We start from the raw sequence: 22,977 nt of genomic DNA on the forward strand, positions 1-22,977 counted from the left end.
AAATTCTGCCATTTCAACATGACCAACAATTAAAAACATGAATTGCATCACATTTTTTTTATACATAATTTTGTTTTGAAAAAAATTTGTTTTAAAACACTATCTTACAATTACATTTTAAAGTTATTTATTATTTTTATGCATTTAATTATGATTTAAACACAAGCAACTTAACAACATGAATTTTAAATAAGGTATTAAAATATTAAAGCTAAATAATTTTAATACCTTATTTTTTTATTTACCTCTCCCTCAAAGCCTCTTTAGCTTTATTAAACGGTTTAAGTAAATAGTCTAATATCGACTTTTCACCTGTTTGAATATCAACAGTAGCAACCATACCAGGTGTAATATTAAATACAATTCCTTTTTTATTATAAAGTTTATCAGCATCAGTTCTAATATAGACACGATAATAAAACTGATCCTGTTTTACCTCATCACGAATAGTATCTGGAGAAATTACTGTTACTTTTCCTTTTAATCCTCCATAAATAGAATAGTCATAGGCTGTAATTTTAACGAGGGCATCTTGTCCAGGATGAATGAATGCAATATCTCTTGGAGAAATGCGAGCTTCTATTAATAATCGTTCATCTAAAGGAACTATAGTCATTAGCTTACCATTTTGAGGAACAACACCTCCTTGAGTTGTCACAGCAATCTCCTTTACAATTCCACGCATAGGAGCTTTAAATGTTGTTCTATTTAAAGTATCTGTACGCCCCCTTACAACTTGAAGTTGTTGCTCTGTATCAGCATTTGCTTTTGAAAGCTCCTCACGTGACTTAACGTAATATTGATTACGAGCATCATTAATTTTATTCTGTAAATCATTAGCTTCACGTTTCAAACGCAAAACCTCTACTTCACTGGCGGCACCTTTAATAACTAAAGGTTCTGTCATCGCCAACTCTTGTTTTACTAGTTGCAATGCTTGTTTTAGACCCGAAATTGAACTTTCAAGATTTACTCTCCTAGAATTATATAGCGCAGTTTCAGCCTTTATTAACTCAGAATCCTTCTTTACTTCTTCAGGAAAAGTTAATGGTGTATCACTAACTTCTGATCTCAATCTCGCTGCTGTAGCTTGAGAAGCAATCAGTAAAGATTGAGACTCTCCAACATTTGAAGCAAAACGTGTAGGATCAAGCTGAGCCAATACTTGTCCTTTTTGGACAATATCACCCTCATGAACATCTAATTTTGTTAAAATACCACCTTCAAGCGACTGAATTATTTGCTCTTTTGAGGATGGAATTACTTTTCCAGTACCTGTCGAAACCTCTTCAAGATTAAATAACCATGCCCAAATGAATAAAACCATTAAACCTATCCCAATGATCCAAATCACCAAACTAGCGCTTGGTAATGGCGGTTCTTTATAAGAAACTTTGGTAGGACGCTCAGGTAGTTGAACTTGATTATTCATGAACCTACTCCATTCTGAACCTGTGCAGGAGCTGATGTATAAGATTGATTTAAAATTTGATCTCGTGGCCCATCCATTACAATCTTACCTTCACTGACCACAATTATTCGATCTACCAATTCCAATACTGCACGACGATGTGTTGCTACAACCAACGTTTTTTGCCCCAACCACAATTTTAAATGATCAATTAATATTTTCTCTCCAATATCATCAATTGATGCAGTCGGCTCATCTAATAGCAATATATTAGGATCACGTATTAGAAGCCTAGCCAATAACAAAGCTTGCCTCTGACCACCAGAAAAACCGACCCCACCTTCCAAAATCAAATGATCTAAGCCTTCTTTTTTCTCTTCAACAAAATTTAATGCCCCAGTTACCTTTAAGACACTAAAGATATCTTCATCAGTTGCCAAAGGTGCACCCAACTTCAGGTTTTCACGAATCGTGCCATAAAACAAATGTGCATTCTGATTGAGCAATCCCATGTCACGTCTAACATCAGCGGGATCTATAAGTCCCAAATCCAAACCATCTAAATTAATTTTACCTTGTAGTGGAAACTGCATTCCTGAAAGTAGCTGCAATAGAGTTGATTTACCCGCTCCATTGCGTCCCAATATGGCAATTTTTTCACCTGCTTTTATATTTAAATTAGAAATAGTTAAAGCAGTTTTAGGATCATCTGGACTATATTGAAAAACAACATTTGTTAGCGAATATTCGCCATAGATAATATGTTTTTGAATTAAATGCTTTTCGTCAGGTTGATCAACTGGCTTTTTCATTAATTCATCTAAACTTCTCTTTGCAACCTTCGCTTGCTGTAAACGACCTAAAACTCCAGTAATTTGAGAAATTGGTGCAAGCATCCGTGAAGAAAGAATTGAACATGCAACTAAAGCACCTGTTGTCATATCACCTTTTATTACAGCAAAACAGCCAACTAAGACCACAATTGCATAGGTGAGTCCTTGAATTTTCTGCGTCCAAGCAGTGAGCACCCCAACAATTTTACGCTGTCGCATACTAATATCAGATGAAACCTCATTCATATGATTCCACTGATTTTGGAATCGAGATTCAGCGCGTAATAGCTTAATATCCTCAATCCCTTGTACTGTCTCTATTAAAATAGCATTTCGAATAGACGATTCACGCATACCTTCTTGTGCCAACTTTGCTAATGTCTTTTGCATTAATATCCCAGGCACAATTATTAGCGGAACAACCAATACCATTACCCAAAATAGATCCCCACCAATCAACCAAAAAATGCCAAGGAACAAAAAGAAAAAAGGTAAATCAGCAATCGCACTAATAGTCGTGGACGTAACCAGTTCACGAACACCTTCCAACTCTCGTATTTGAGAAATAAAAGTCCCTGTTGACTTCGAACGTTCATTATTTTTTATACGTAGCGCATGTCCAAAAACACGATCTGATATTTTTAAATCAGCTCTTTTTCCAATAACATCCGAGAGATAAACTCGAGAAACACGCAGAACAAACTCAAAAATTGCAGCCAATAAAACACCACCCGCAAGTACCCACAAGGTTGGATAAGATTGTGAAGGGACTACACGGTCATAAACCTGCATTGAAAAGATAATCGTCGCTAATGCCAATATGTTTGCGATTAATGAACCAAACATAACATCGATGTAACGCTTCCAATCTTTTAAAACAATCGACCAAAACCAACTTGGCTTATATGGTTTAATATATTCATCAACACGGGCATCTGGTATTGATGTTTGGGGCCTAACTATATAAATGTGATGAATAAGTGGGTGAAGTTGTGCCATACTAAAACTTTGAGATAAACCTTGCTCCTCGCTAAATTGAATATTTACATTACCTGCAGTATCCATTTTATCTATAACACCAATCAGACCATCTTTGAATTCAATAATTACTGGTAGGCGCCAAGGATGTAAAAAATCTTGAGAAAATGTAACTTTGCGAAAGCTCATTCCTATCTGACGACAAATTAGAAATAAAATATCATCTATATGTTGACTTTTATTCCAATCAAGTTGAAGTCGGATACGTTCTTCTGATGGCTCAATACGATAATGTTTTGCAATAATAAGTACAGATTGCAACCATGGTTGATAATTCGTTATTTGACTCATGGTTGTACCTCAAACCCTTGTATTGAAATATTGTTAATTTTGTAAACCTGACGTGTACGACCAGTAACTTGCACGTATTGCAGTAAGCTAGCATAAATATCATAGCGAGCTGTTTCCATTTCATTGTTAGCCGAGTGAATAGCCATCTCCGCATTCAATAAATCCAATACAGAACGTGTGCCTAATTTATATTGCTCTTGATAAAGTTCTCTTGTTTTAATACTCGTTAACTGTCTCTCAGCCAAGACCTGCATTTGTCTCTGTTTACTTTCAATGTTTTCTCGTGTTGTACGTAGTTGATCTAAAGTATCTAAATAGACTGCCTGCACCCTTGAACGAGCAGCTTGCTCAGCATAACTCGCTGATTTTACCTGAGCTGAAATTGCCCCTCCTTGATAAAAATTACTTGTTGCCTCAACCATTACGGAACTATATAACCCATTATCTTTATTATTATTTGGATTCACGCCATTCAATGCTTGATTTAAAGAACCTTTTACAGAAAAAGTTGGATACCGACTAAGATCCGTCTGTTTTTTTTGATATTTAGCAACTTCAACCTCTGCTTGAGCTTCAATTATTTTAGGAACTGTATTAAACTCAGGGTCAGCATATAAATCAGATAGCTTCACTAGATCATCAGGAATGATCCATCTTTTATTTGCAATATCAAAGCCAATTAAAGTCGTCAAACGTTGTTGGTACTGTCTTAATAGAGACTTTTGAGCAATCAAGTTAGATTCAGCTGATTGCAAATAGGATTCGGCTTGAATAGGATCGGCTTGACTGCTAATTCCAGCTTTAGCACGCAAATTCGCTATATCTAAAATTCTTTTAATCCCAATAATTTGCTGTTCACCAATTTGAGTAATTCTTCTATAGCGCTCTATATTAATGATCGATGATGCGGTTTGATAAGCAATATCATCAATACTCACCAGTACGTTTGCTTGCTGAGCACTGAGTTTTGCGCGTTGTGTATCTACACTAGATTTCACTTTTCCAAAATCATAAAACATTTGTGTAGCACTTAAATTTAATAACTGACGTCCTCTCTCGCTAGAACTTAAATCCCCAGTCACAATACCTCCTGATAATTGAGGGTAATATTGTGATTTTGCCACATCAATATTCGCATTTTGAGAAGAAAGCATAGATATAGCTTGGCTAATTTCAGGATCTCGTTGAATTGTCAACTTCACAGCATCCAGTAGACCAATAGTGTTTTGTGAACGTATAGAAATATCTTCTTTATGAATTAGATTTGTGGATGCGTTTGGAACAATTTTTGGTAACTCATAAGCTGCATTTTCATCGAATTTAAAATCACTTAACTGCTTAAATTGCACAGTTTTATAAGTATCGTCAGATTTAGGTGTGAAGATTTTATTTAAAATCTTTACTTCTGAACTAGCTTTTGAAGAGAAAACAACAATGAGAAAAAATATAAAACCTTTACTAATCTTAAATTTCAAATATTCATGAGTTTTTTTAAAGTGATGAGAAGAATACATCTACAAACAAACCTAAAATAATTATTAACATATGATAATCAAACCTTAAATTTAAGTAATTATTTTTTCAATATCCACTACAGGAAAAAACTAAGATACTGATAATAAAGATAATTAATTACACTTATTTTCACCATTGTTTTAAACATAAGCAATTAAGTACACAACACTTATAATCGTTTGCATACATATCAATAAAATATTTAATATTTAAGAATCAATAAGTTAATATAAATTATATTTAAAAAGTAGATATCAGAGCACCACCTCATTAATTACCGTTTAATATAATAATTAAAAAAATAAAATATAATAAAACATAATAAAATACACACTATTACAAAAAAAACCATCTATATATATAATTTTTAAATAAAAAAATTTTTTTTAGGATTTAATTTCAGAAGCACAAACAATGATATCAAACAAAAATAATTATATTAGTTACTATATAACTTCAATATCACAATTTCATAGCAAATATATATGAAATTTAAGACTTAAAGAGTTTTAAATATGCGAAGAAAGTACAAGAATTTTCTGTCAATAGGCGATAATCTTAACTTAGACAAATCACCTTTTTATTGGATATCTAAAATCCACTCTCAACATGTTCAACATGTTGATAATGCATTAAAAGCTTATGGTTTGGATAATTCTCGTCGCCAAATTTTATTAGCACTAAAATCAAATGATAATGCAAGTATCTCAGATCTATCCACAACTTTGATTTCTAAAATATCAACCACAACAAAAATTGTTCATCGCTTAGAATATGAAGGATTAGTTGAAACCATGAATTGTAAAATAGATGGTAGATTTACTCGTGTAAAATTAACCGAAAAAGGAGAATTTGCAATTCAAAATATTAATGCTTTAAATAATATATTTTTAGTAAAATCACTTGAAGGTTTATCAGAACTACAAATTGAAAAATTCTTGGTTACACTGAAACATATTTTTAGTAGATTATCTGACTAGCTCTCTATAAAACTTTTTAAATTAGAAACTTTAAGTAGATAAAAAAATGAACAATTTATTCGAAAATTCTTTAAATTTAGCTTTTTTTTTATTAGACAATAAAATTAGAAAAAGTTTTAATAAAACTTACATTTTTCATGGAAAATCCAAATACTACATAAATAATACAAATTACATCACTTACAGTCAAGTAGCTATAATAATTAGTCAAAAGGAACCCAGTAAAATAATTATTTTTAAAAATTTTTATATTTCAGGGAAATCACAAGATTATAAATATGATATTTACGAAAAATGCTTAATAATTACATGGAGTTATGTGAAATCAGATAAAATCTACAAAATAAAAATATTCAAATATTGAAAACCAACAAAAAATTTACGCAGATATAAATAAACGAATATGTTTTAAAACATAAACAATAAAAGACGTAGATTTAAATCAGTTGATTACTATTTGCAATTCACGATAAATTTTAGATAAGAAATTTAAATCTTAGTATAAACAAAAGTAAATGTAATATTATCATTAAAGTCATTTTTTTGACTTTCTAAAGAAAACAGAGACTTTTATTTATAGATACATCAAATCCCACTTAAATAAGGATTAATTTTTCTCTTTTGTTTTCTAAATTTAAATATCCTATGGATATAAAAAATTTTAATATTTTTGATTAAGCACGGATACTAATCATGGATGATTTAGTTCAAAATAAAGTAAATATAGATTTTAATAAAAGAAAGAAAATAGCTTGGATTGTGTTTGCTATAATTTTTTTATGTTTTTTAGTTAGTATATTTTACTATTTTTTCTTCTATCGTTTTTATCAATCTACAGATAATGCCTATGTACAAGCAGATATCACATGGATAATGCCTAAAGTTTCTGGAGAAGTTAGAGAAGTTAAAATTAAAGATAATCAATTTGTTAAATCGGGTGATATTCTAGCTGTTTTAGATAATCGAGATTATCAGGCTCGCTATGATCAAGCAAAGTCACTCGTCCAACTTAAAGAAGCAGCTTTAGATGTACTGAGTCAAAATGAAAAGTCGGCGCAATCATCTATAGAGGAAGCTTATAGTGGATTTCAGGCTGCCCAAGCAGACTTTAATCGACTTAAAAAAGATTTTAATCGATACCTTTCTCTGTTCAATGATGGAGTCATTACCCGACAAAATTTTGAAAGCATTCAGTCACAGTATATTTCCGCAAATGCTCAGATTAGTAAATCAAAAGCAACTGTCAATTCAGCCAAATCCCAGTTAGGAAGTTTACAGGCTAGTCGTGCCCAAATATTAGCAGAGATTGAAAATGCAAAAGCAAGTCTAAATTTATTTAAAGTTGACCTGGACTCTACCCATGTTATTACGCCTGTTACAGGGAAAGTAGGAAATTTAGGAATACGCTTAGGTTCTCGAGTTACTCCTCAAACTCGACTTATGGGTATTATTCCTGTGAATAGTATATTTATTCAAGCTAACTTTAAAGAAACACAAATTGAAAAAATACGCATCGGTCAAAAAGTTAAATTAAAACTTGATGCTTATCCTAGTTTGACCTTTTCAGGAAAAATTCAAAGCTTTTCACCTGCATCTGGAGCAACTTTCTCATTAATGCCACCCGATAATGCAACGGGAAACTTTAATAAAGTTGTACAACGTATTCCTATTCGAATTTCTATTGACTCATCACCACATGAGAATTTGATTAAGCCAGGAATGTCTGTGGTTGCCACTGTAGATTTAAGATCCTAATAGGCTATCAGAGGTAATGGCATTATGAAAAAATTTTATATTCAAGAATCTAATTTATCTCCACATATCTCATGGATGATATTTGTAGCTATGATTATTGGAAATTTCATGGCGATTTTAGATATTCAGATAGTTGCAAGTTCGCTAAATGAAATTCAGGCGGGAATGAGTGCTAGTCGATATGAAGTGACTTGGGTGCAGACCGTTTATTTGATTGCTGAAATTATTGCAATTCCAATGTCTAGCATTATCTCCAAAATATTATCAACTCGTATCTATTATAGTATTTGTGCTATTGGATTTACATTAAGTTCACTTTTATGTGCTATGGCATGGAATTTAGAAAGCTTACTAGTATTCCGTGGAATACAAGGCTTTATGGGAGGAGGAATGATTCCCACATCCATGACTGCATTATTTTTACTTTTTCCAGAACAAAAACGTTCACTTCCATTAGTACTTTTTGGGATGGTGAGTACTCTAGGTCCTGCCATTGGACCAACAATTGGTGGTTGGTTGACTAACAGTTTTTCATGGCACTGGATGTTTCTAATTAATATATTACCTGGAATTATCATTTCAGTTTTTATTTTTTCAGGCCCAGATATTGACCGACATAATTATTCTTTAATAAAAACCTTAGACTGGTTAAGCCTGTCTGGTATGGCAATGTTTCTTGGTGGTTTAGAGTACTTTCTAGATGAAGGCGCGCGTAATGACTGGTTTTCTGACGTAGGTGTTCGTTTTTCATTTGGGATTTGCATTCTAGGGGCTATGATTTTTTTCTATCGAAGTCTTACTAAACCAAACCCATTACTTGACCTAAGTGTATTTAAAAATAAAAACTTTAGCTTAAGCTCAATTATTAGTTTTGTTATTGGTATGGCCCTCTATGGGCTTGGATATATGATTCCAGTTTTTCTTGGCCAAGTTAGAGAAATGAATAGCAGTCAAATTGGTCATATCATGATGGTAACTGGTATTGTTATGTTCTTTTTTGCACCCTTTCTTGCATGGTTAATTCCAAATTTTGATGGCAGAAAAAATGTATTATTCGGCATGCTTTTAGCTGGATTTGGAGTGTGGCTCAACTCACATTTAAGTATCCAAAGTGATTACGATTTTATGTTTTGGCCACAAGTTTATCGTGGTATCGGATTAATGATTTGCCTCATTGTAGTATCACATCTCGCAATGAGCACTCTTCCTCTTTCTAAAGTAGCCGATGCTAGTGGAATATATAACGTAACACGAAATATTGGAGGTGCTGTAGGTTTAGCATTAATTAATTCTTCTTTGGACTGGCTAACTGCAATACATGTTAATCAGATCAATCAGTTTATGACTCCTGAAAACTGGATTTTTATAGAACATCTAGATCAATTGACTGTCCAATACAGTCATATTGGAGAAGATGCTCAACAGGTTGCCCTCAGTATTATATATCGCGATATTTATTATCAGGCTTTAACTTCAAGCTTTAATGATTTACTCAGGATGTTATCTATAATTATGTTTATCACTGCTTTTCTAACTATTTTAATGGATAAAGTAAAAAAAATTAATATTTAATAATTTAGGAGGATCTTAACAAAGGAATGTATTAGTTAAGTATATGTAAAATACTTTCTTCAAACAAGTAATTTAACTCATCTCTAGAAGATGAAAAATGGATGTAATTCTTTAAGATTTTATGGACAGGAATAATTTATGCTTAAAAAAACTATATACAAAACTTCAGCGATACTTAAAAATAATATTGCACCTAATGGTAAGTATGTTGAGTTGGAAAAAATTAAATTCACACAACTGAAAGAAATGTTTCTTATTTATGAAAAATATTATGCGAATACAAAGTTTTCAATCTTCGAGGAAGATTTTAAAAAGAAAAGTGGAGCAATATTAATTTTTCACCCATTATCTAATAAAGTTATTGGATTCTCAACTGTAGTAGTACAACATTTTTATTTGAATGGTAAAAATTATACGACTCTTTTTAGTGGAGATACAGTTATTGAAAAAGAGTTTTGGGGAACACGTACATTACAAAGTACGATGTTAAAACTCCTCATCAAACTTAGAATCAGTTTTCCATTTAATAAGTTATATTGGTTGCTTATTTCAAAGGGTTATAAAACATATCTACTTTTAGCGAATAATTACTATGTTTATTACCCACATGTAAAAGGCAAACACTCACATCTGTCCTATGTAATTGATTATTATTGCAAGTCATTTTTTTCACAATATTATGATCAGAAAACAGGATTAATTAATTTTGGAGACGATTATCAACCTTTAAAAGGTGAGGTTGCCCCAATTACAGATGACATGCGTCGTAATAATCCTAAAATCCGTTTTTTTGAAGAATTGAATCCAACATGGATGGATGGAACTGAACTTCCTTGCATAGGTGAAATTGCCTGGAAAGATCTAGCAAGATATCCAATGCGTTTTTTTACTAAGCCGATTAGTAAGGGTCAAACTGAAGCCTCATTGGCAAAAATACAATTCGCTAAGGAGTAATTCTTTGAATACTAATATCTTTACTCTGATATCCCATTCTATTATGAGGCAATGGTGTAATTCCGCGGATAAAATTTTTAATCAAAATATCCATCAATTGGAATTGCAGCAACGTCAGAAACTTAGATCTATCTTAAAAAATTCAACATTGGCTTGTGAAAAAGGAATTGATAATTACAATTTGTTTACTAAAACTTTTCCAGTTTCTCACTACATTTCGTGGAGAGACTCAATTAATTCTTACATGAGAGGCAATTCCAAGCTTTCAAAAAGTGCTTTAGTACGCTTTCAACCTACAAGTGGTTCAAGTGAACAGATCAAATTTATTCCCTATACCAAACTATTTCTTGATGAACTTGATCATGCCATTGCACCATGGTTGGCAAGTTTATATCGGAAATATCCAAAATTAGAAAATGGTACTCATTATTGGTCAGTGTCATGGCTTCCTGAAAGTCAACGAGAAGTATTAAAAGATAAAAATTTAAATGATGACAGTGCTTTACTTAGTATTGGAAAAAGAATTCTATCAAAATTCACTCAAGCAGTTCCAAGTAATGTGGCATTTGCTTCCAATGCTGATGATGCATTATTTGCAACAATTTGCTATTTGGTGGCAGATCATAATTTATCCATGATCTCAGTCTGGAGTCCAACATTTGCATTACAACTATTTGAGCGAATTGAGCAAAATATTGACGAAGTGTATACGATATTATCAACAGGTTCTTGGGGTAAACGTAAACATTCTTTAAAAAAAGTAAAATGCCCATTTAATCCTAAGCAGGCAGCTATACTTCTAAAAAGCAGAATTGGACTTAATATTGATTTTGAATGTGTATGGCCTAAATTATGTCTCATTTCAAGCTGGGATACTGCTGGTTCAAAAGAATGGGCAAAAAAACTTCAAGAGCGCATTTCTTTTGTAGACTTTGAAGGTAAAGGCTTATGGGCAACAGAAGGTGTTGTCACAATTCCATATAATAATAGTTATCCACTCGCCTATCAAAGTCATTTTTATGAGTTTGAATATTTAGAAGGAATAAAACAAGGAGAAATAATTCCATCTTGGGAATTAAAACTAAATGATCTAGTCAGTCCTATTATTAGTTCAGGGAACGGCTTACTCAGATACTGTTTGGATGACTGTTTAAGAGTCACTGAATTTATAGGACAAATCCCCTGTTTCGAATTCCAAGGTCGCCGCTTCGGTGTAGATATGGTAGGAGAAAAGCTTGCCCCAGAAATGGCTCAAGAACTTTTAAACAAATTGAGCATTGGAGAGTGTAAAGCAATATCTTTACTTGCTGTAGATACTCAACTTCAGATTAAACCCTTTTATTGTGTTCTATTTGATGGTGTTAGAAATGAAGATATCAATACAGATTATATCGATACACTATTACGAAAGAACTTTCATTATGATTTAGCGCGTGATTTGGGTCAGTTAGATCAACCTAGAATTATATACACAATAAACGCGTGGGAGAGTTATAAACAGCTTGTTATGAAAGACGGCATGATTGAAGGAAACATAAAGCCTGAACCATTGAAAAAAATAACTTTAAATAGTCTACAACAAATATGTTAAATCATGGCGAACTAATGATGAATAATATAAAACTAAGGGAATCTAGAGCTTTTATATATGCTTGTTTATTGAGTTTATTAATTCCATGCTCTGTTTATGCATTAACTCTAGATGATGCTTTAAATGCAAGTCTAGATCATGAAAGCCAGCTAAAGTTGAGTCAACTTTATGTTAAGCAATCAATTAACGTCTTAAATCAGGCTAAAGCACGAGATGGGCTAAAAGTAAATTTAGTTAGTCAACTAGATTATGAAAAAATTGAAACACCTTCAGGAGTATTGTTTCCAACCGAAGGTAATAGGAATGGTCGAAGCGCTCAACTTCAAATTGATTATCCTATCTATACTTCAGGACGTCGTAAACTTGGAATTGATATAGCAGATAAACAGCTTGCTGCCAGCACAGCAGCATTAACTGACCAAAAATCAATCACAATTCTGAATACAGTAATTGTCTATACCGATGTTTTAAAGAGTAGTACTAAATTAGATTTAAGAAAGCAGCTTTTGAATAATTTGCAACACTCATTGTACGAAGCACAACGACGTTTTAACGCTGGTGTCATTACTCGTGCCGATTTAGCACAGGTCGTATCACAAGTAGCTCAGGGTCAAGCCGATACAATACAAGCAGAATCTAATCTAAAAATAAGCCATGCCAGATTTTATCAAATCACTGGACTAAATCCTGATCATCTAGAAAAAATTAAAAACATACCGAATATTCCTGATGATTTAAATCAAATAATCACTATGACTAGCAATCATCCTGCTCTTGAACAAATTTTCTATGAAAAGCAGTCTGCTGAAAAACAGCTGGCTTTAACAAAACGAGAACTATGGCCCACTGTCATATTTACCAGTCGAATTGGTAAGCAAAATGAAGCTAATTATATCGGTTCAGAAAGCAATAACTATATGTTTGGTATGCAACTTAATATACCTTTATATGATGATGGATTAAATCGTACAAATATTAAAAAAGCTCATGTAGATATCGAGTTGGCACAGCAAAAGTTAGATAGTCTGAAAATTGATTTACACCAGCAAGTCCAAAGCAGTTATGCTCAACTACTTGCGATACGTCAAAACCGAAAAGCATTACAAAATGCCATCGAATCAGCTTCTATTGCATTGACTTATACTAGAAAAGAATTTGAATTAGGAACAAAAACCACATTTGATTTACTGACTGCAGAACAAAAACTATTAGATATTCAAACTCAGGCAATGGTCAATGATCAGGATGAAATTGTACTCGTTTACCAATTAATTTATCAAATGGGTAATTTAAGTACTGATTTCATTTCACAAAAAAAATTATAGGATTATTAAAATGAATTCAGAAAAGACTCAATTATCTGATCAGACAAAATTTATAATACGTGAAGCAACACCGCTTGATGATAAAATGTTGAGAAATTTGATTACAGTTCCCATGACCACACGTGGTGTTTTACTTAGTTTTCAACGTGAGCCAAGCTATTTTAATGCATCTGATGTCATTTATAAAAACAAATTGCACATCATCATTGAGGATGTTGAAAAAAAACAAATTGTTGCATGCTATAGTAATGGTTCTCGTCCCTGCTATATGAATGGGATTATACAGAATACAAGATACATCTGTGACCTACGTGTTGATCAAAGCTCGAGAGGAAAATCTTTGGTAAAAATGCTTGCTGAGAATGTTAAGCAAACAATGTATGATCCAAACTTTAGTCAACTTATTATTTTTAATGATAATCATGCAGCTCGTGCTGTCATTCAGACAGGCAAAACTGGTATGCCTAATTATTATGATGAAGGTTTAATTGAAACACTAACTATGACAGGTTTAAAGGATAGAAAGGGACTTTCTCAATTTCTTCAAAAAATGTATTCTGACAAACATTGTTCAAATTTGGATGATATCTCCATACAACAAGTAACCCCTCAACACATACCGTTAATAAATAAATTTATAATGGAAATGTCAAATTATTATAACTTTATCCCGGCTTATGATTTTAATGAGCTAATTGAAGAAATAGCCTATTTTAGGGGATTGAATATTTCTGACTTCTCACTTTATTTCAAAAAAAATAAAATAGTAGGCATGTTTGGTCTCTGGGATCAACATGCCTTTAAACAAACTAGAATATTAAACTATAGTAAATTGATTCAGTTTATTAGACCTTTTTATAATTTTTATTCAATTTTGAAGAGAAGAATGATATTGCCTAAAAAGGGCAACGCTATTCAATATCATCTACTTCATACTCTACTTTGTCACCCTAAAGATTTGACCTTACATCATAAAATGATTCTAGATGCTTATCAACTTTCCAAGAATAAGGGACTTGGAATAATCAGCTTTACACTATCACATCAGGATCCTCGATATTTACTTAATAAATTTTACATAGGGGAAAAATTAGTAGGTATGCATGGTTTTATAAGTTATGAACAGGATCCTCGTAAGTTATTAGATAAAAATAGAATCCCCTATTTTGAGGCTGGGCGAATTTAGCAAGACTGGACTGACATCTATCTCCCAGTCACATATCTTCATTTTTTTATAATAGTGATTATTAAAGAGTAATATATATTTTCCTTATTAGCTTTAAGGTAAATCAATAAAATTTTTTAATGAAATTAGTATATTGTGTAAAAACACATAAGCATAATTAATGTGTACTATTTGAACCAACCATTTGAGAGTGATTTAAAGAACTAGAATATATATTATATAAATGTATTAATTTACTTCAAGATAATTTAGAATCGGATAATATTTGATTCAGATCTCTAAGTAATGATTTCTGAAACATTAAATAACTTAGAGATCTGAATTTCCCATGTGTAGGATACTAAGAGAAATCCAATTCTCAGTTATATGTGTACTTTATTTAAGTTATTCATATAATTAACAACAAATTCTAAATCGCTAGTTGATAACGTTTTGAGTTCCTCTAGGCACTTTTGAGGAGAAATCAAATTTAAAGCTTGTGCAACAAATATCCAATTCACAACGTGAAATATTCCCTTCCATTGATGTAGTGCATAACCCTTTACATCTTGCATACGAGGAGATCTTTGCATAAAAACTTCTTTAAGTGCTAAATAACTTTCTGGATAAGGTGTTTTCGCAACTTTTTTCCAAAAGTCTGTATCTCTACGTGGACAGTCATAATGCATGCGCAGAAAATCTCGGATCCCTTGCCAACTGGCTTCATTCGCCTTATTAAATTGTTGAATACTTAAATCTGAAATAACGCCGCCACTTTGAGTAATCACCTCTTCAAACATGCGAAGTTGCTCCAACATTTGACCAATTGAAGTAGCTTCTAAAGGTTCAACAAAACCAGAAGACAAACCCAAAGCCAACATATTTTTTTGCCATACTTTTTCAAAGTGCCCAGGCTCAAAAGTTAACATTTTCTGAACTTGTATATCACGTCCAAAATATTGTTGAATTTCATCAATTGCTTGTTGTTCGGTAGTAAACTCACTACTAAAAACATAGCCTGCACCAATACGTTCAAGCAGAGGAATTTGCCACATCCAACCAGCTTTCATAGCAGATGCTCTTGTTACCAACTCGGGGGGGGATCCTGTATGTGCCAAATGGAAAGGTATAGCTTTATCTAACCATAGATGTTCTTTAAATGACTTCCACTGACTGTTTAATTTTTTTCCAATGACCAATCGTGCAAAGCCAGAAGCATCAATAAGTAAGTCCGTATTAAAGTTTCCAATATTCGTTTGAACTGAAGTAGCAAAACCTAAATGATCTAGTTCGATATCTTGTACTTTCGCTTGAGAATGTATCACACCTCTTTCTAATGCAATTTTCCCAAGATAATTCGCTACACGATGACTATCAAAATGAAAAGAGGTTGAGATACCTGGTTGATTCTGTAAAACTTGAAGTGCATCCTCCTGAGAAGCCCGATCAATAATATGGCTAAAATCTTTAACTACCTGAGCTAATGGAATCTGTTGTGTAATCAATCCAGATATCAATGGGAAAAAAGAAGCCACCTCTTTATTAAAAGGTGGTAATGAGGGATTAATAAATAAGTGATAGAATTCATCATCTTTTGTCCCATTACGCCAACCTTCATAGCAAAAGCCCCATTTAAAAGTGGCCCCTGTTTCTTTCATGAATTGACCAATTGGAATTTTTAACTTATTTAAAGTAGTAATGAAATTAATTAATCCACCCTCCCCCACACCAACTATTCCAATTTCAGGTGACTCAATCACACGTATATTCACTTTAGATTGAAACATTTTTCTTAACGTCAATGCAGCCATCCACCCTGCTGTTCCTCCTCCAATAATAGTGATATCTTTTGCATTTCTAATATCTAACATATAACTACTCAATCAAATTGTTGTAAAAATAGATTACAAAGCCGCATTATTTACTCATTTTTTCAAATTTGCTAATAATTTTGCAATGTCTCTCGTGGATTAATTTCAGTTTTGGGAAGAATCAATAATGTCGATTTTTTAACTTTTGAATCTTAAGCAAGGTCAGATATAGAATCTAACCATAGAATAATTAAAAAACAACCAGATCAATTTACTCTTTTAAAAATTTATAAAGCAGAACAATCTATTTAAAATTCACTGTTACATTTCATATAATTAAATAAATTCTAAACTCAACAATCAAGTTTTGATATACAACTTTAGAACATTTACAAATCCCTTATAATCATTTGATTTAGCTTGAAGAACAATAGATGCAATTTCTTCATTTTTCCAATTAGCCTTCTTAGCAGAAAACACAAAATTTGCTAAAATTACAAACGGATGTTCGCCATTACGAATATATTGATTTCTTAATTTCTTTTCAGTTACTAGATTTTTCAAAGAAAGCCCTACTATAACTCGTTACATATTAAAATCATTAATTCTTTAACTTACTTAAAAAATATTTATTCCAATAATAGACAAGAAAATTTTGGCATTAAAGTTAGCATAAACATTTCTAATGTGATCTTTGTCAATTGAATCAAGATGAACATTTTTTATTTACCGCTTCATAAATTTTAAATAATTCAGCCTTTGAATTAATCTAGCAATTAACTTATAAAACCTATATAAATCTCATCTGTATAGAAACTACATGATAAGTATTTTTTACATGTAAAAATTACAATGATACTTCCAATAGTGCATATTCAATAAATCATTACGATAATTTTAATAATTTGCTCCTTCATTAGTTATGAAAAAATAGTGTTATTAGAATTTAACAAAAAAAAATTAAAATGAGAAGAAAGTCACATGGTTTTAAACATAATTAAATCCACAAAAATTTTAATTAATTTTTAAAATCAATTACTTATTAATATATAGACCATTTTGTTTTCAATGTAGTATTTGCTTCCAACTTAGTAATTAAAAGAATATAGAGTAATTTTAAAAAACTCATTTAAATAGGAATCGCAAGTACCACCCTAAATAAATGCTTTCATTCCACTCGCTAACAATTTTTTTACAAATATCGCGTTTATAAGGGTTTTAAAATCTGGAGTAAAACTAATTTATTCTTCGTCTTTGTTAGCATTAGCCTCAAATGCAGTTCCTTTTGACAACTCATATTTAGTGTTCGATTTTAAGTTCCGCACTGCAGTTCTTTCAAAAATTCATTTAATTTTAGACTGTTTAAAGTCAACTGGAATTCCTCCTTTATTTTCACCTGTTCCAATGAGCACAGTTGCAGCGGTAATACCCCCTCAAAATAATTGAAGTTAAATGTAGAAAATTGAATAATCATTTTAAAGGAGATTTTCTATGAAAACATCTAAGTATTCTGACAGCTTAATCATGAGTATTTTGAAGCAAGCCATATCACAGACATAAGTTAGTAGTTCATCCTGTTAATTATGTAAACATGTAGCTTATGCCAAATAAAATTATCAAAATGTCATTATATCTAATTAAATCAACAATATACCAACACGCAACAATTTTCATTAAAATCTTTAAATAATACTATCCTCTTCGGAAACTATCTTCAGGATGTGTATTTGCAGATTATAGTTACTGAAATTTCAGCTTTTTATATTGCCTCCTAGATTAAGTTCCCTAGAAAGGATCCTCTGCGTAGTAGTCCATTGTTTTAAACCTATGATTCATTGTTGGTTCATTGTTTTTAGCGAATTCACTAAGCTGTCAATGCTTGTCATTATTTATAGTAATAACTGACGCTCGTATCTTTATAATCTCCCCAGCCTGTCCAGATATCGGTCAAATCAACACCATTTTTCTTGTAGCTTTTTACTCGGTATAAATAAGTCCGTGGTGGCGAGATATTATTTATCTGTACTTTCTCAATTAAAATAAAGGTCTTGTCATCTAACCATTTTACTCGAAGTAATAAAGGATCTTGGCATTGCCCCATTTCGGCATACATCGCTGCATCTTTACCATTTTTGGCAAAAGACAATCCTGCACATTCAGTATCTGGTAAATTTAAGACCATACGCTTTCCTACTAGGCTTTCTTTTGCGCCTGCACAAGCCAGTGTAGAAAGACTTAAACATAATCCTGCGAATATTAATTTTTTCATTTGATTTGACTCTTTATTTATTTGGAAGTTAAAAGACATTGTCAATAAAGCCACACTGTAAAATGTGCTGTGAAGAATTGACTGGGTTGTCATAAAGACTGATAAAAGCAATCATGTCATTCAGATAAGAAGTATCACGTTTATAGGGCTGGCTATAAATATAAATCTGTTTGGGTGTATAGATCTTTTGATTTTGGAAAACTTCGCCATTGAAGGCTTTTAAATGTGGATATTTCTGAAAGACCTGTGTGGTCTTGATTCTCTTTCCGTTGACCTTATCCTGATCTAAGGCCTTATCCCACTGCTGTTTAAAGTTTTTAAATTGCTGCCCTGTATAGCGACTGAATTTAATATTTAATCTGTTCTCAATTTTTTGTTGAGTTGTCTCGATGTCATCTGCATGATAGATCGATGTACTTACTCCTGCAACACTGACATGCATTGAGGTCTTAATCCGTTGAATTGGATTGCTTTTATTTCTGGGCAAATAAACAGTTGTTTCTGGGCAGTCTTCACAGAAACCTTCATCATCTGAATCATCGATAATAGTGGTCTTTTGCTTGCTATAATGCTGTTGAAATTGTTTCTGAAGTTTAATAATAGCTGGCGTTGATATATCTGCCCTTTCACCCAACGCCAGTTGGTTACTAAAAGATTGTTCTTTTTCAGCCCAATCCAGACAGTATAATCCCTGCTCTAAAGTTAAAGATGAAGCAGAAATAGGTTGGGCCTTCGCGGTATGTATCATCAGTAGTGAGATACTAATGACGAGAAGTTTTTTAATCATACATGTCATTTTGTAGTTGTCCTTAGTTTCGATTACCGATCATTCACATTAAACCAATAGGAATATTCTTTAAGCTGACCATTCACCAGAACATTGCTGAGTTTGACATCGTAGATCACGTTCAGTTTCAAATCGTCAAAGTTAAACTGGATATGGTTGGGAACTCCGATATTTTCATAGCGGATATTGCTGATCTTCTGTTTAGCGCCACTATTTCGTTCAGTGACAATAACAGTGGCTTTGGCGTAGTCCACATTGCGATTGGCAAAGAAATTTTTCTGATCGGTTAAAACTGAAATTGAGAGAATTGAACCTGCCATATAATATTTGGCTGGATAATTGTGGTAAGGATAGGCAATCACACCGAGTGGTGCAGTGGTTCCATGATTAAAGGGATAAACCACTTTATAGGACGTACCGACCACATAAGGGAATCGGGTATCCTTAAATGATGGTGCATTGACTGAACCATACGCCGATTTTTGTAAGAATGGATTGAGCATCCAGAGTCGATGTCCTACATCTCCTGCAAACAGGTTTAATTTGTCATGCACCATATTGGTAATGCTTTCAGCAGGTGAGTAGTCATTCTTATTCTGTCTTACTCCCATTTCCAGACTACTGGTTTTTGCACCTACCGCACCAATATCGGAATAGCAGTTTGTGTTAGCTTCGGGGTAATGGGTCAGGATATTGTTGGCAGCAAGAATCAGTGCCGTCTGCATCATCTCATCTTCACGGGTATAGTCATAACTCACACTTGGTAATCCATGCAAGGAGCGAACTGTATTAAGTTCATTTAAAAATTCATTTCTAAACTTTACACTAAGCTTACCTGCATAACAGTTATTGATATCGGATGCCTCACTCATAGATGAGGCTTTAAGCACATCAAAACTGATCGTCTTACTCTCTGCTGCCAGTGTTTTAGCATCCCCCTCTTGAGTGAGTTTAAGGGTGCATGCCCCTGCGCCAACCCCCTTGAGTTCGCCCTGACTATATGTACAGGTTGTGGTAGACAGGCTGCTGATCGTGACAGGAAGTTTGGCACTCGATTCAGTATCCAGTGAATACACACTATCCGTCAGGATGTATTTCATTTTAAGTGGGGTAATGGTTTGCTTGGTCTTAGTTACACAAACATTATTTTCTAGATATTGATCGGTAGCACAAGTCACATTGACGGTCATGCTGCTATTGAGTGGTAGAACTTTTGCTGTCCCTGCCTGTGTCAGTGCTAGAGTACACTGTCCAACCTTTAGGGCTTTGAGTTCATTACCACTTACATTACAGATATTGGGGGTGTTACTGCTAAACATCACTGCCAGCCCTTGATCTGTCTGAAGCGATAATGGATAACTTTGACCTTGAATCAGCGTACTGAATGGTAGTGACTGGATATTCTGCACTGCCTTGTTTTTACATGCACCATCTTCCAGATATTGGCTTTCAGCACAGGTCACGGGCTTAGGAATTGTATTGCCATTATCTGGATTATCCGTTCCACCGCCATTGGATGAACTGGAATCTCCACCTGAACTACTGCCACCACCACATCCGAGCATTACAGTACTGATTGCCATCATCAGCACAGATGGCATAAACGATTTTGAAATCATCATGATTATTACCTTATATAATTATTGTTATTGATAATGATCAGCCGAGAGTAACTGGCGAATTTCACTTGCCATTTTTGGACTACGCCAAGGAAACAGCACTTTAAGACTATAATTTGGCTTAAATTGATCCCGTGTTCCAATATTGACTTGGAACTCACGTTTCATTGGTATTCGATGTACTTGTTGGTTAACATGGGTTCCCATCATTGGGTTACTGATCACGGTGGTTGTCGTTCTGAAGCGATCTTCAACCAGATTGTAATGTCCAACAGAAGTTATATAGTCAAAAGGATATTTGACTAGGCGCTGATCAGGCTGATCAAACAAAATGATGGTTTTGTCCTGACTGTTAATCCAGACGCCACGATTTTGATAATTAAAAGTTTCACCCTGACGTTTCAACTGCTCGGTCATCCCATCAAAGTAGATATTTCCGTATTCATAGAGGTAGTAAATGATCACAAACCAGAATAGGTCAAAGCCAAAGAAAAAGTAGCCAAACCATCCAAAGGAAAAGATTTTGCCAATGATCAAAAAGATCACAATCGGCAGCACCACACATTTTAAAAAGAGCTTGGATTTCTGTGGACGGTTTTCGATTGGAATAATTTTAGGTTTAGTGAGTTCAGACATGGTTGCTCCCCGCATGTTCAATGCAATTCACAATCACCAGCAGATATAAAAAGGTCTATTTTTTATAGGCGTGATTTAGCCATCCACCGTTGGATTGTTCTTGTTAAAAAGTTTTTTTAATACAGTCTAAAAAATTAAATTAGCCGTATAGCCCTCGATGAAAAGCACAACAAGGTTGAACAGGTGGCGAGACACAAATCAGAAAAGATAGATACAGCATGAGAAGCTCCTAGATGTTATAGAAGTTCTGCCAAATTACTGTCAAATAATGGTGGCAGAACGAAAGAGGGTTGACAGACTGATCATCTAGGAATCAGCACACCCGAAGGTGTCCCCCTTCCGTCCTACCATAGAATAAAAGGGGGACGAGAGGATTCCCACACTCAATTTATATCCAAAAATATAAATGTCATGTGCTAGATGAATACGGTCTGTCAAAACCGACTGGCAATGTAGGCCAGCGAGCCCATATTAATTTTATTCAAAGCTTTAGTCAATTTTGACAATACTAAAATCTGGACGATCAGTTCAGTCTCAATAAATTTAATTTAAGTGGTTGATTTTTGCTTATGTAAAATTCATCCCATCAAAGTGTTTATTTTGATTTTATGGATAAGTCTAAAATGTTTAAAAGAATAAATATTAGGCTGACATAGCCGTCCCTAGATACTATTAATAAAAAGTTTTCCGGCCGTCAGAAATTCAATATTTCTTCAGAATAATCAATTAATTATTTAATGTTAAGATATGTAAAAAGTTCATATTATATTGTTGACAGGTTAAGGTATACCCAGCTAACCTAGTTTTACACAGCAAAATCTGTGTTCAGGCGTGAGAACCTGTTATATTCTACAAGCGCAAATCAATGTCGCTTATGCGGCTATTTTTTTGCCTATTGTTTAGCAGTCGTTATGGCAGCTTTGCAGGGCAGCCTTTGGCTGGCCGTACCTTGTAGAACGGTATTCTCACCCCTGTCTTGCTGCCACCATTACCGTGAGAAGTGATGGAGGTAAGTATTAAAACTTATCTACAAGGAAACGACTATGAACACAATTCTTCGTGGTGCAAATACGTACACGCCTAAACAAAAAGCCTCTCAATTGATTGTTGAACTTGGAAAATCTATTTCAAATCCTCAGCGTCAGACACTCGCCAATCTTTATATTGCAGTTGATATGGCAAATTCCTTACTCAACGAGCTCGAACAAGCACATCAAATCATTCGTCAGTGTATGAATGAAATGACTGATGAGCAAATTCTCGAAGTTGCCAAACTCAATCAAAAGAGTAATTTGTCTTCATTGTGGGCATTCCGAATGCACCAACGTCAAAAGATGATTGAACGAGCACAACGTGTTTTGGGAATCCGTTCTATTTAACTCGCTTAATTATTAATGAATTTTTAGCTTGCTACTGTGCACTGTA

The 22,977-nt window shown here is 33.4% G+C and carries 17 protein-coding genes; 8 read left to right on the top strand and 9 right to left on the bottom strand.

Annotation, left to right across the window (positions count from 1 at the left end; genetic code table 11):
- Nucleotides 1-241 precede the first annotated feature (241 nt).
- Genes AC2G3J_RS14520 through AC2G3J_RS14530 form a run of 3 tightly spaced genes read right to left on the bottom strand, consistent with a single transcriptional unit; the run spans nt 242 to nt 5,087 of the window.
- Nucleotides 242-1,432: a beta-barrel domain-containing protein gene (locus tag AC2G3J_RS14520; protein ID WP_483770191.1), complete on the bottom strand. Its 1,191-nt coding sequence runs from the start codon at nt 1,430-1,432 to the stop codon at nt 242-244.
- Nucleotides 1,429-3,573 (bottom strand): type I secretion system permease/ATPase, encoded by a 2,145-nt coding sequence (locus tag AC2G3J_RS14525; RefSeq protein WP_483770192.1) that lies wholly within the window; start codon nt 3,571-3,573, stop codon nt 1,429-1,431. The genes AC2G3J_RS14520 and AC2G3J_RS14525 overlap by 4 nt, the downstream gene beginning before the upstream one ends.
- Nucleotides 3,570-5,087, bottom strand: coding sequence for a TolC family protein (locus AC2G3J_RS14530; RefSeq protein ID WP_483770193.1), 1,518 nt, complete (start codon nt 5,085-5,087; stop codon nt 3,570-3,572). The genes AC2G3J_RS14525 and AC2G3J_RS14530 overlap by 4 nt, the downstream gene beginning before the upstream one ends.
- A 516-nt stretch (nt 5,088-5,603) precedes the next feature.
- Here AC2G3J_RS14530 and AC2G3J_RS14535 point away from each other — a divergent pair.
- From AC2G3J_RS14535 to AC2G3J_RS14565, 7 genes are all read left to right on the top strand, one after another.
- Nucleotides 5,604-6,068: a MarR family winged helix-turn-helix transcriptional regulator gene (locus AC2G3J_RS14535; protein ID WP_483770194.1), complete on the top strand. Its 465-nt coding sequence runs from the start codon at nt 5,604-5,606 to the stop codon at nt 6,066-6,068.
- A 693-nt stretch (nt 6,069-6,761) separates the two neighbouring features.
- Nucleotides 6,762-7,823 carry an HlyD family secretion protein gene (locus AC2G3J_RS14540; protein WP_483770195.1) on the top strand — a complete coding sequence of 354 codons (1,062 nt, stop codon included), beginning with the start codon at nt 6,762-6,764 and terminating at the stop codon, nt 7,821-7,823.
- A 24-nt stretch (nt 7,824-7,847) separates the two neighbouring features.
- Nucleotides 7,848-9,395 (top strand): DHA2 family efflux MFS transporter permease subunit, encoded by a 1,548-nt coding sequence (locus tag AC2G3J_RS14545; RefSeq protein ID WP_483770196.1) that lies wholly within the window; start codon nt 7,848-7,850, stop codon nt 9,393-9,395.
- A gap of 138 nt (nt 9,396-9,533) precedes the next feature.
- Nucleotides 9,534-10,349, top strand: a complete 816-nt coding sequence (locus tag AC2G3J_RS14550; RefSeq protein ID WP_483770197.1) for a hypothetical protein — start codon at nt 9,534-9,536, stop codon at nt 10,347-10,349.
- Between the two features lie 43 nt (nt 10,350-10,392).
- Entirely contained in the window at nt 10,393-11,940 is a 1,548-nt protein-coding gene (locus tag AC2G3J_RS14555) for a GH3 family acyl-acid amido synthetase (protein WP_483771085.1), read from the top strand.
- 17 nt (nt 11,941-11,957) lie between these two features.
- Entirely contained in the window at nt 11,958-13,265 is a 1,308-nt protein-coding gene (locus tag AC2G3J_RS14560) for a TolC family protein (protein WP_483771086.1), read from the top strand.
- Nucleotides 13,266-13,275: 10 nt separating this feature from the next.
- Entirely contained in the window at nt 13,276-14,451 is a 1,176-nt protein-coding gene (locus tag AC2G3J_RS14565) for a hypothetical protein (protein WP_483770198.1), read from the top strand.
- A 362-nt stretch (nt 14,452-14,813) separates the two neighbouring features.
- Here the strand turns inward: AC2G3J_RS14565 and AC2G3J_RS14570 are convergent, their stop codons facing one another.
- The 6 genes from AC2G3J_RS14570 to AC2G3J_RS14595 all read right to left on the bottom strand — a co-directional run bounded on the left by AC2G3J_RS14570 (nt 14,814) and on the right by AC2G3J_RS14595 (nt 21,552).
- Nucleotides 14,814-16,301, bottom strand: coding sequence for a tryptophan 7-halogenase (locus AC2G3J_RS14570; RefSeq protein WP_483770199.1), 1,488 nt, complete (start codon nt 16,299-16,301; stop codon nt 14,814-14,816).
- Between the two features lie 300 nt (nt 16,302-16,601).
- Entirely contained in the window at nt 16,602-16,805 is a 204-nt protein-coding gene (locus tag AC2G3J_RS14575; RefSeq protein ID WP_483770200.1) for a hypothetical protein, read from the bottom strand.
- 1,321 nt (nt 16,806-18,126) lie between these two features.
- Nucleotides 18,127-18,510, bottom strand: coding sequence for a hypothetical protein (locus AC2G3J_RS14580; protein ID WP_483770201.1), 384 nt, complete (start codon nt 18,508-18,510; stop codon nt 18,127-18,129).
- 28 nt (nt 18,511-18,538) lie between these two features.
- On the bottom strand, nt 18,539-19,306 hold the full coding sequence (locus AC2G3J_RS14585; protein ID WP_483770202.1) for a hypothetical protein: 768 nt from the start codon (nt 19,304-19,306) through the stop codon (nt 18,539-18,541).
- 23 nt (nt 19,307-19,329) lie between these two features.
- Nucleotides 19,330-20,919, bottom strand: a complete 1,590-nt coding sequence (locus tag AC2G3J_RS14590) for a CAP domain-containing protein (RefSeq protein ID WP_483770203.1) — start codon at nt 20,917-20,919, stop codon at nt 19,330-19,332.
- A 24-nt stretch (nt 20,920-20,943) separates the two neighbouring features.
- Nucleotides 20,944-21,552, bottom strand: a complete 609-nt coding sequence (locus tag AC2G3J_RS14595; protein WP_483770204.1) for a hypothetical protein — start codon at nt 21,550-21,552, stop codon at nt 20,944-20,946.
- A 1,043-nt stretch (nt 21,553-22,595) separates the two neighbouring features.
- Here AC2G3J_RS14595 and AC2G3J_RS14600 point away from each other — a divergent pair.
- The gene (locus tag AC2G3J_RS14600) at nt 22,596-22,931 is read left to right on the top strand and encodes a hypothetical protein (RefSeq protein WP_353164312.1); all 336 of its coding nucleotides are present in this window, start codon (nt 22,596-22,598) and stop codon (nt 22,929-22,931) included.
- Nucleotides 22,932-22,977 lie beyond the last annotated feature (46 nt).

Source organism: Acinetobacter legionensis (genome assembly GCF_057165765.1).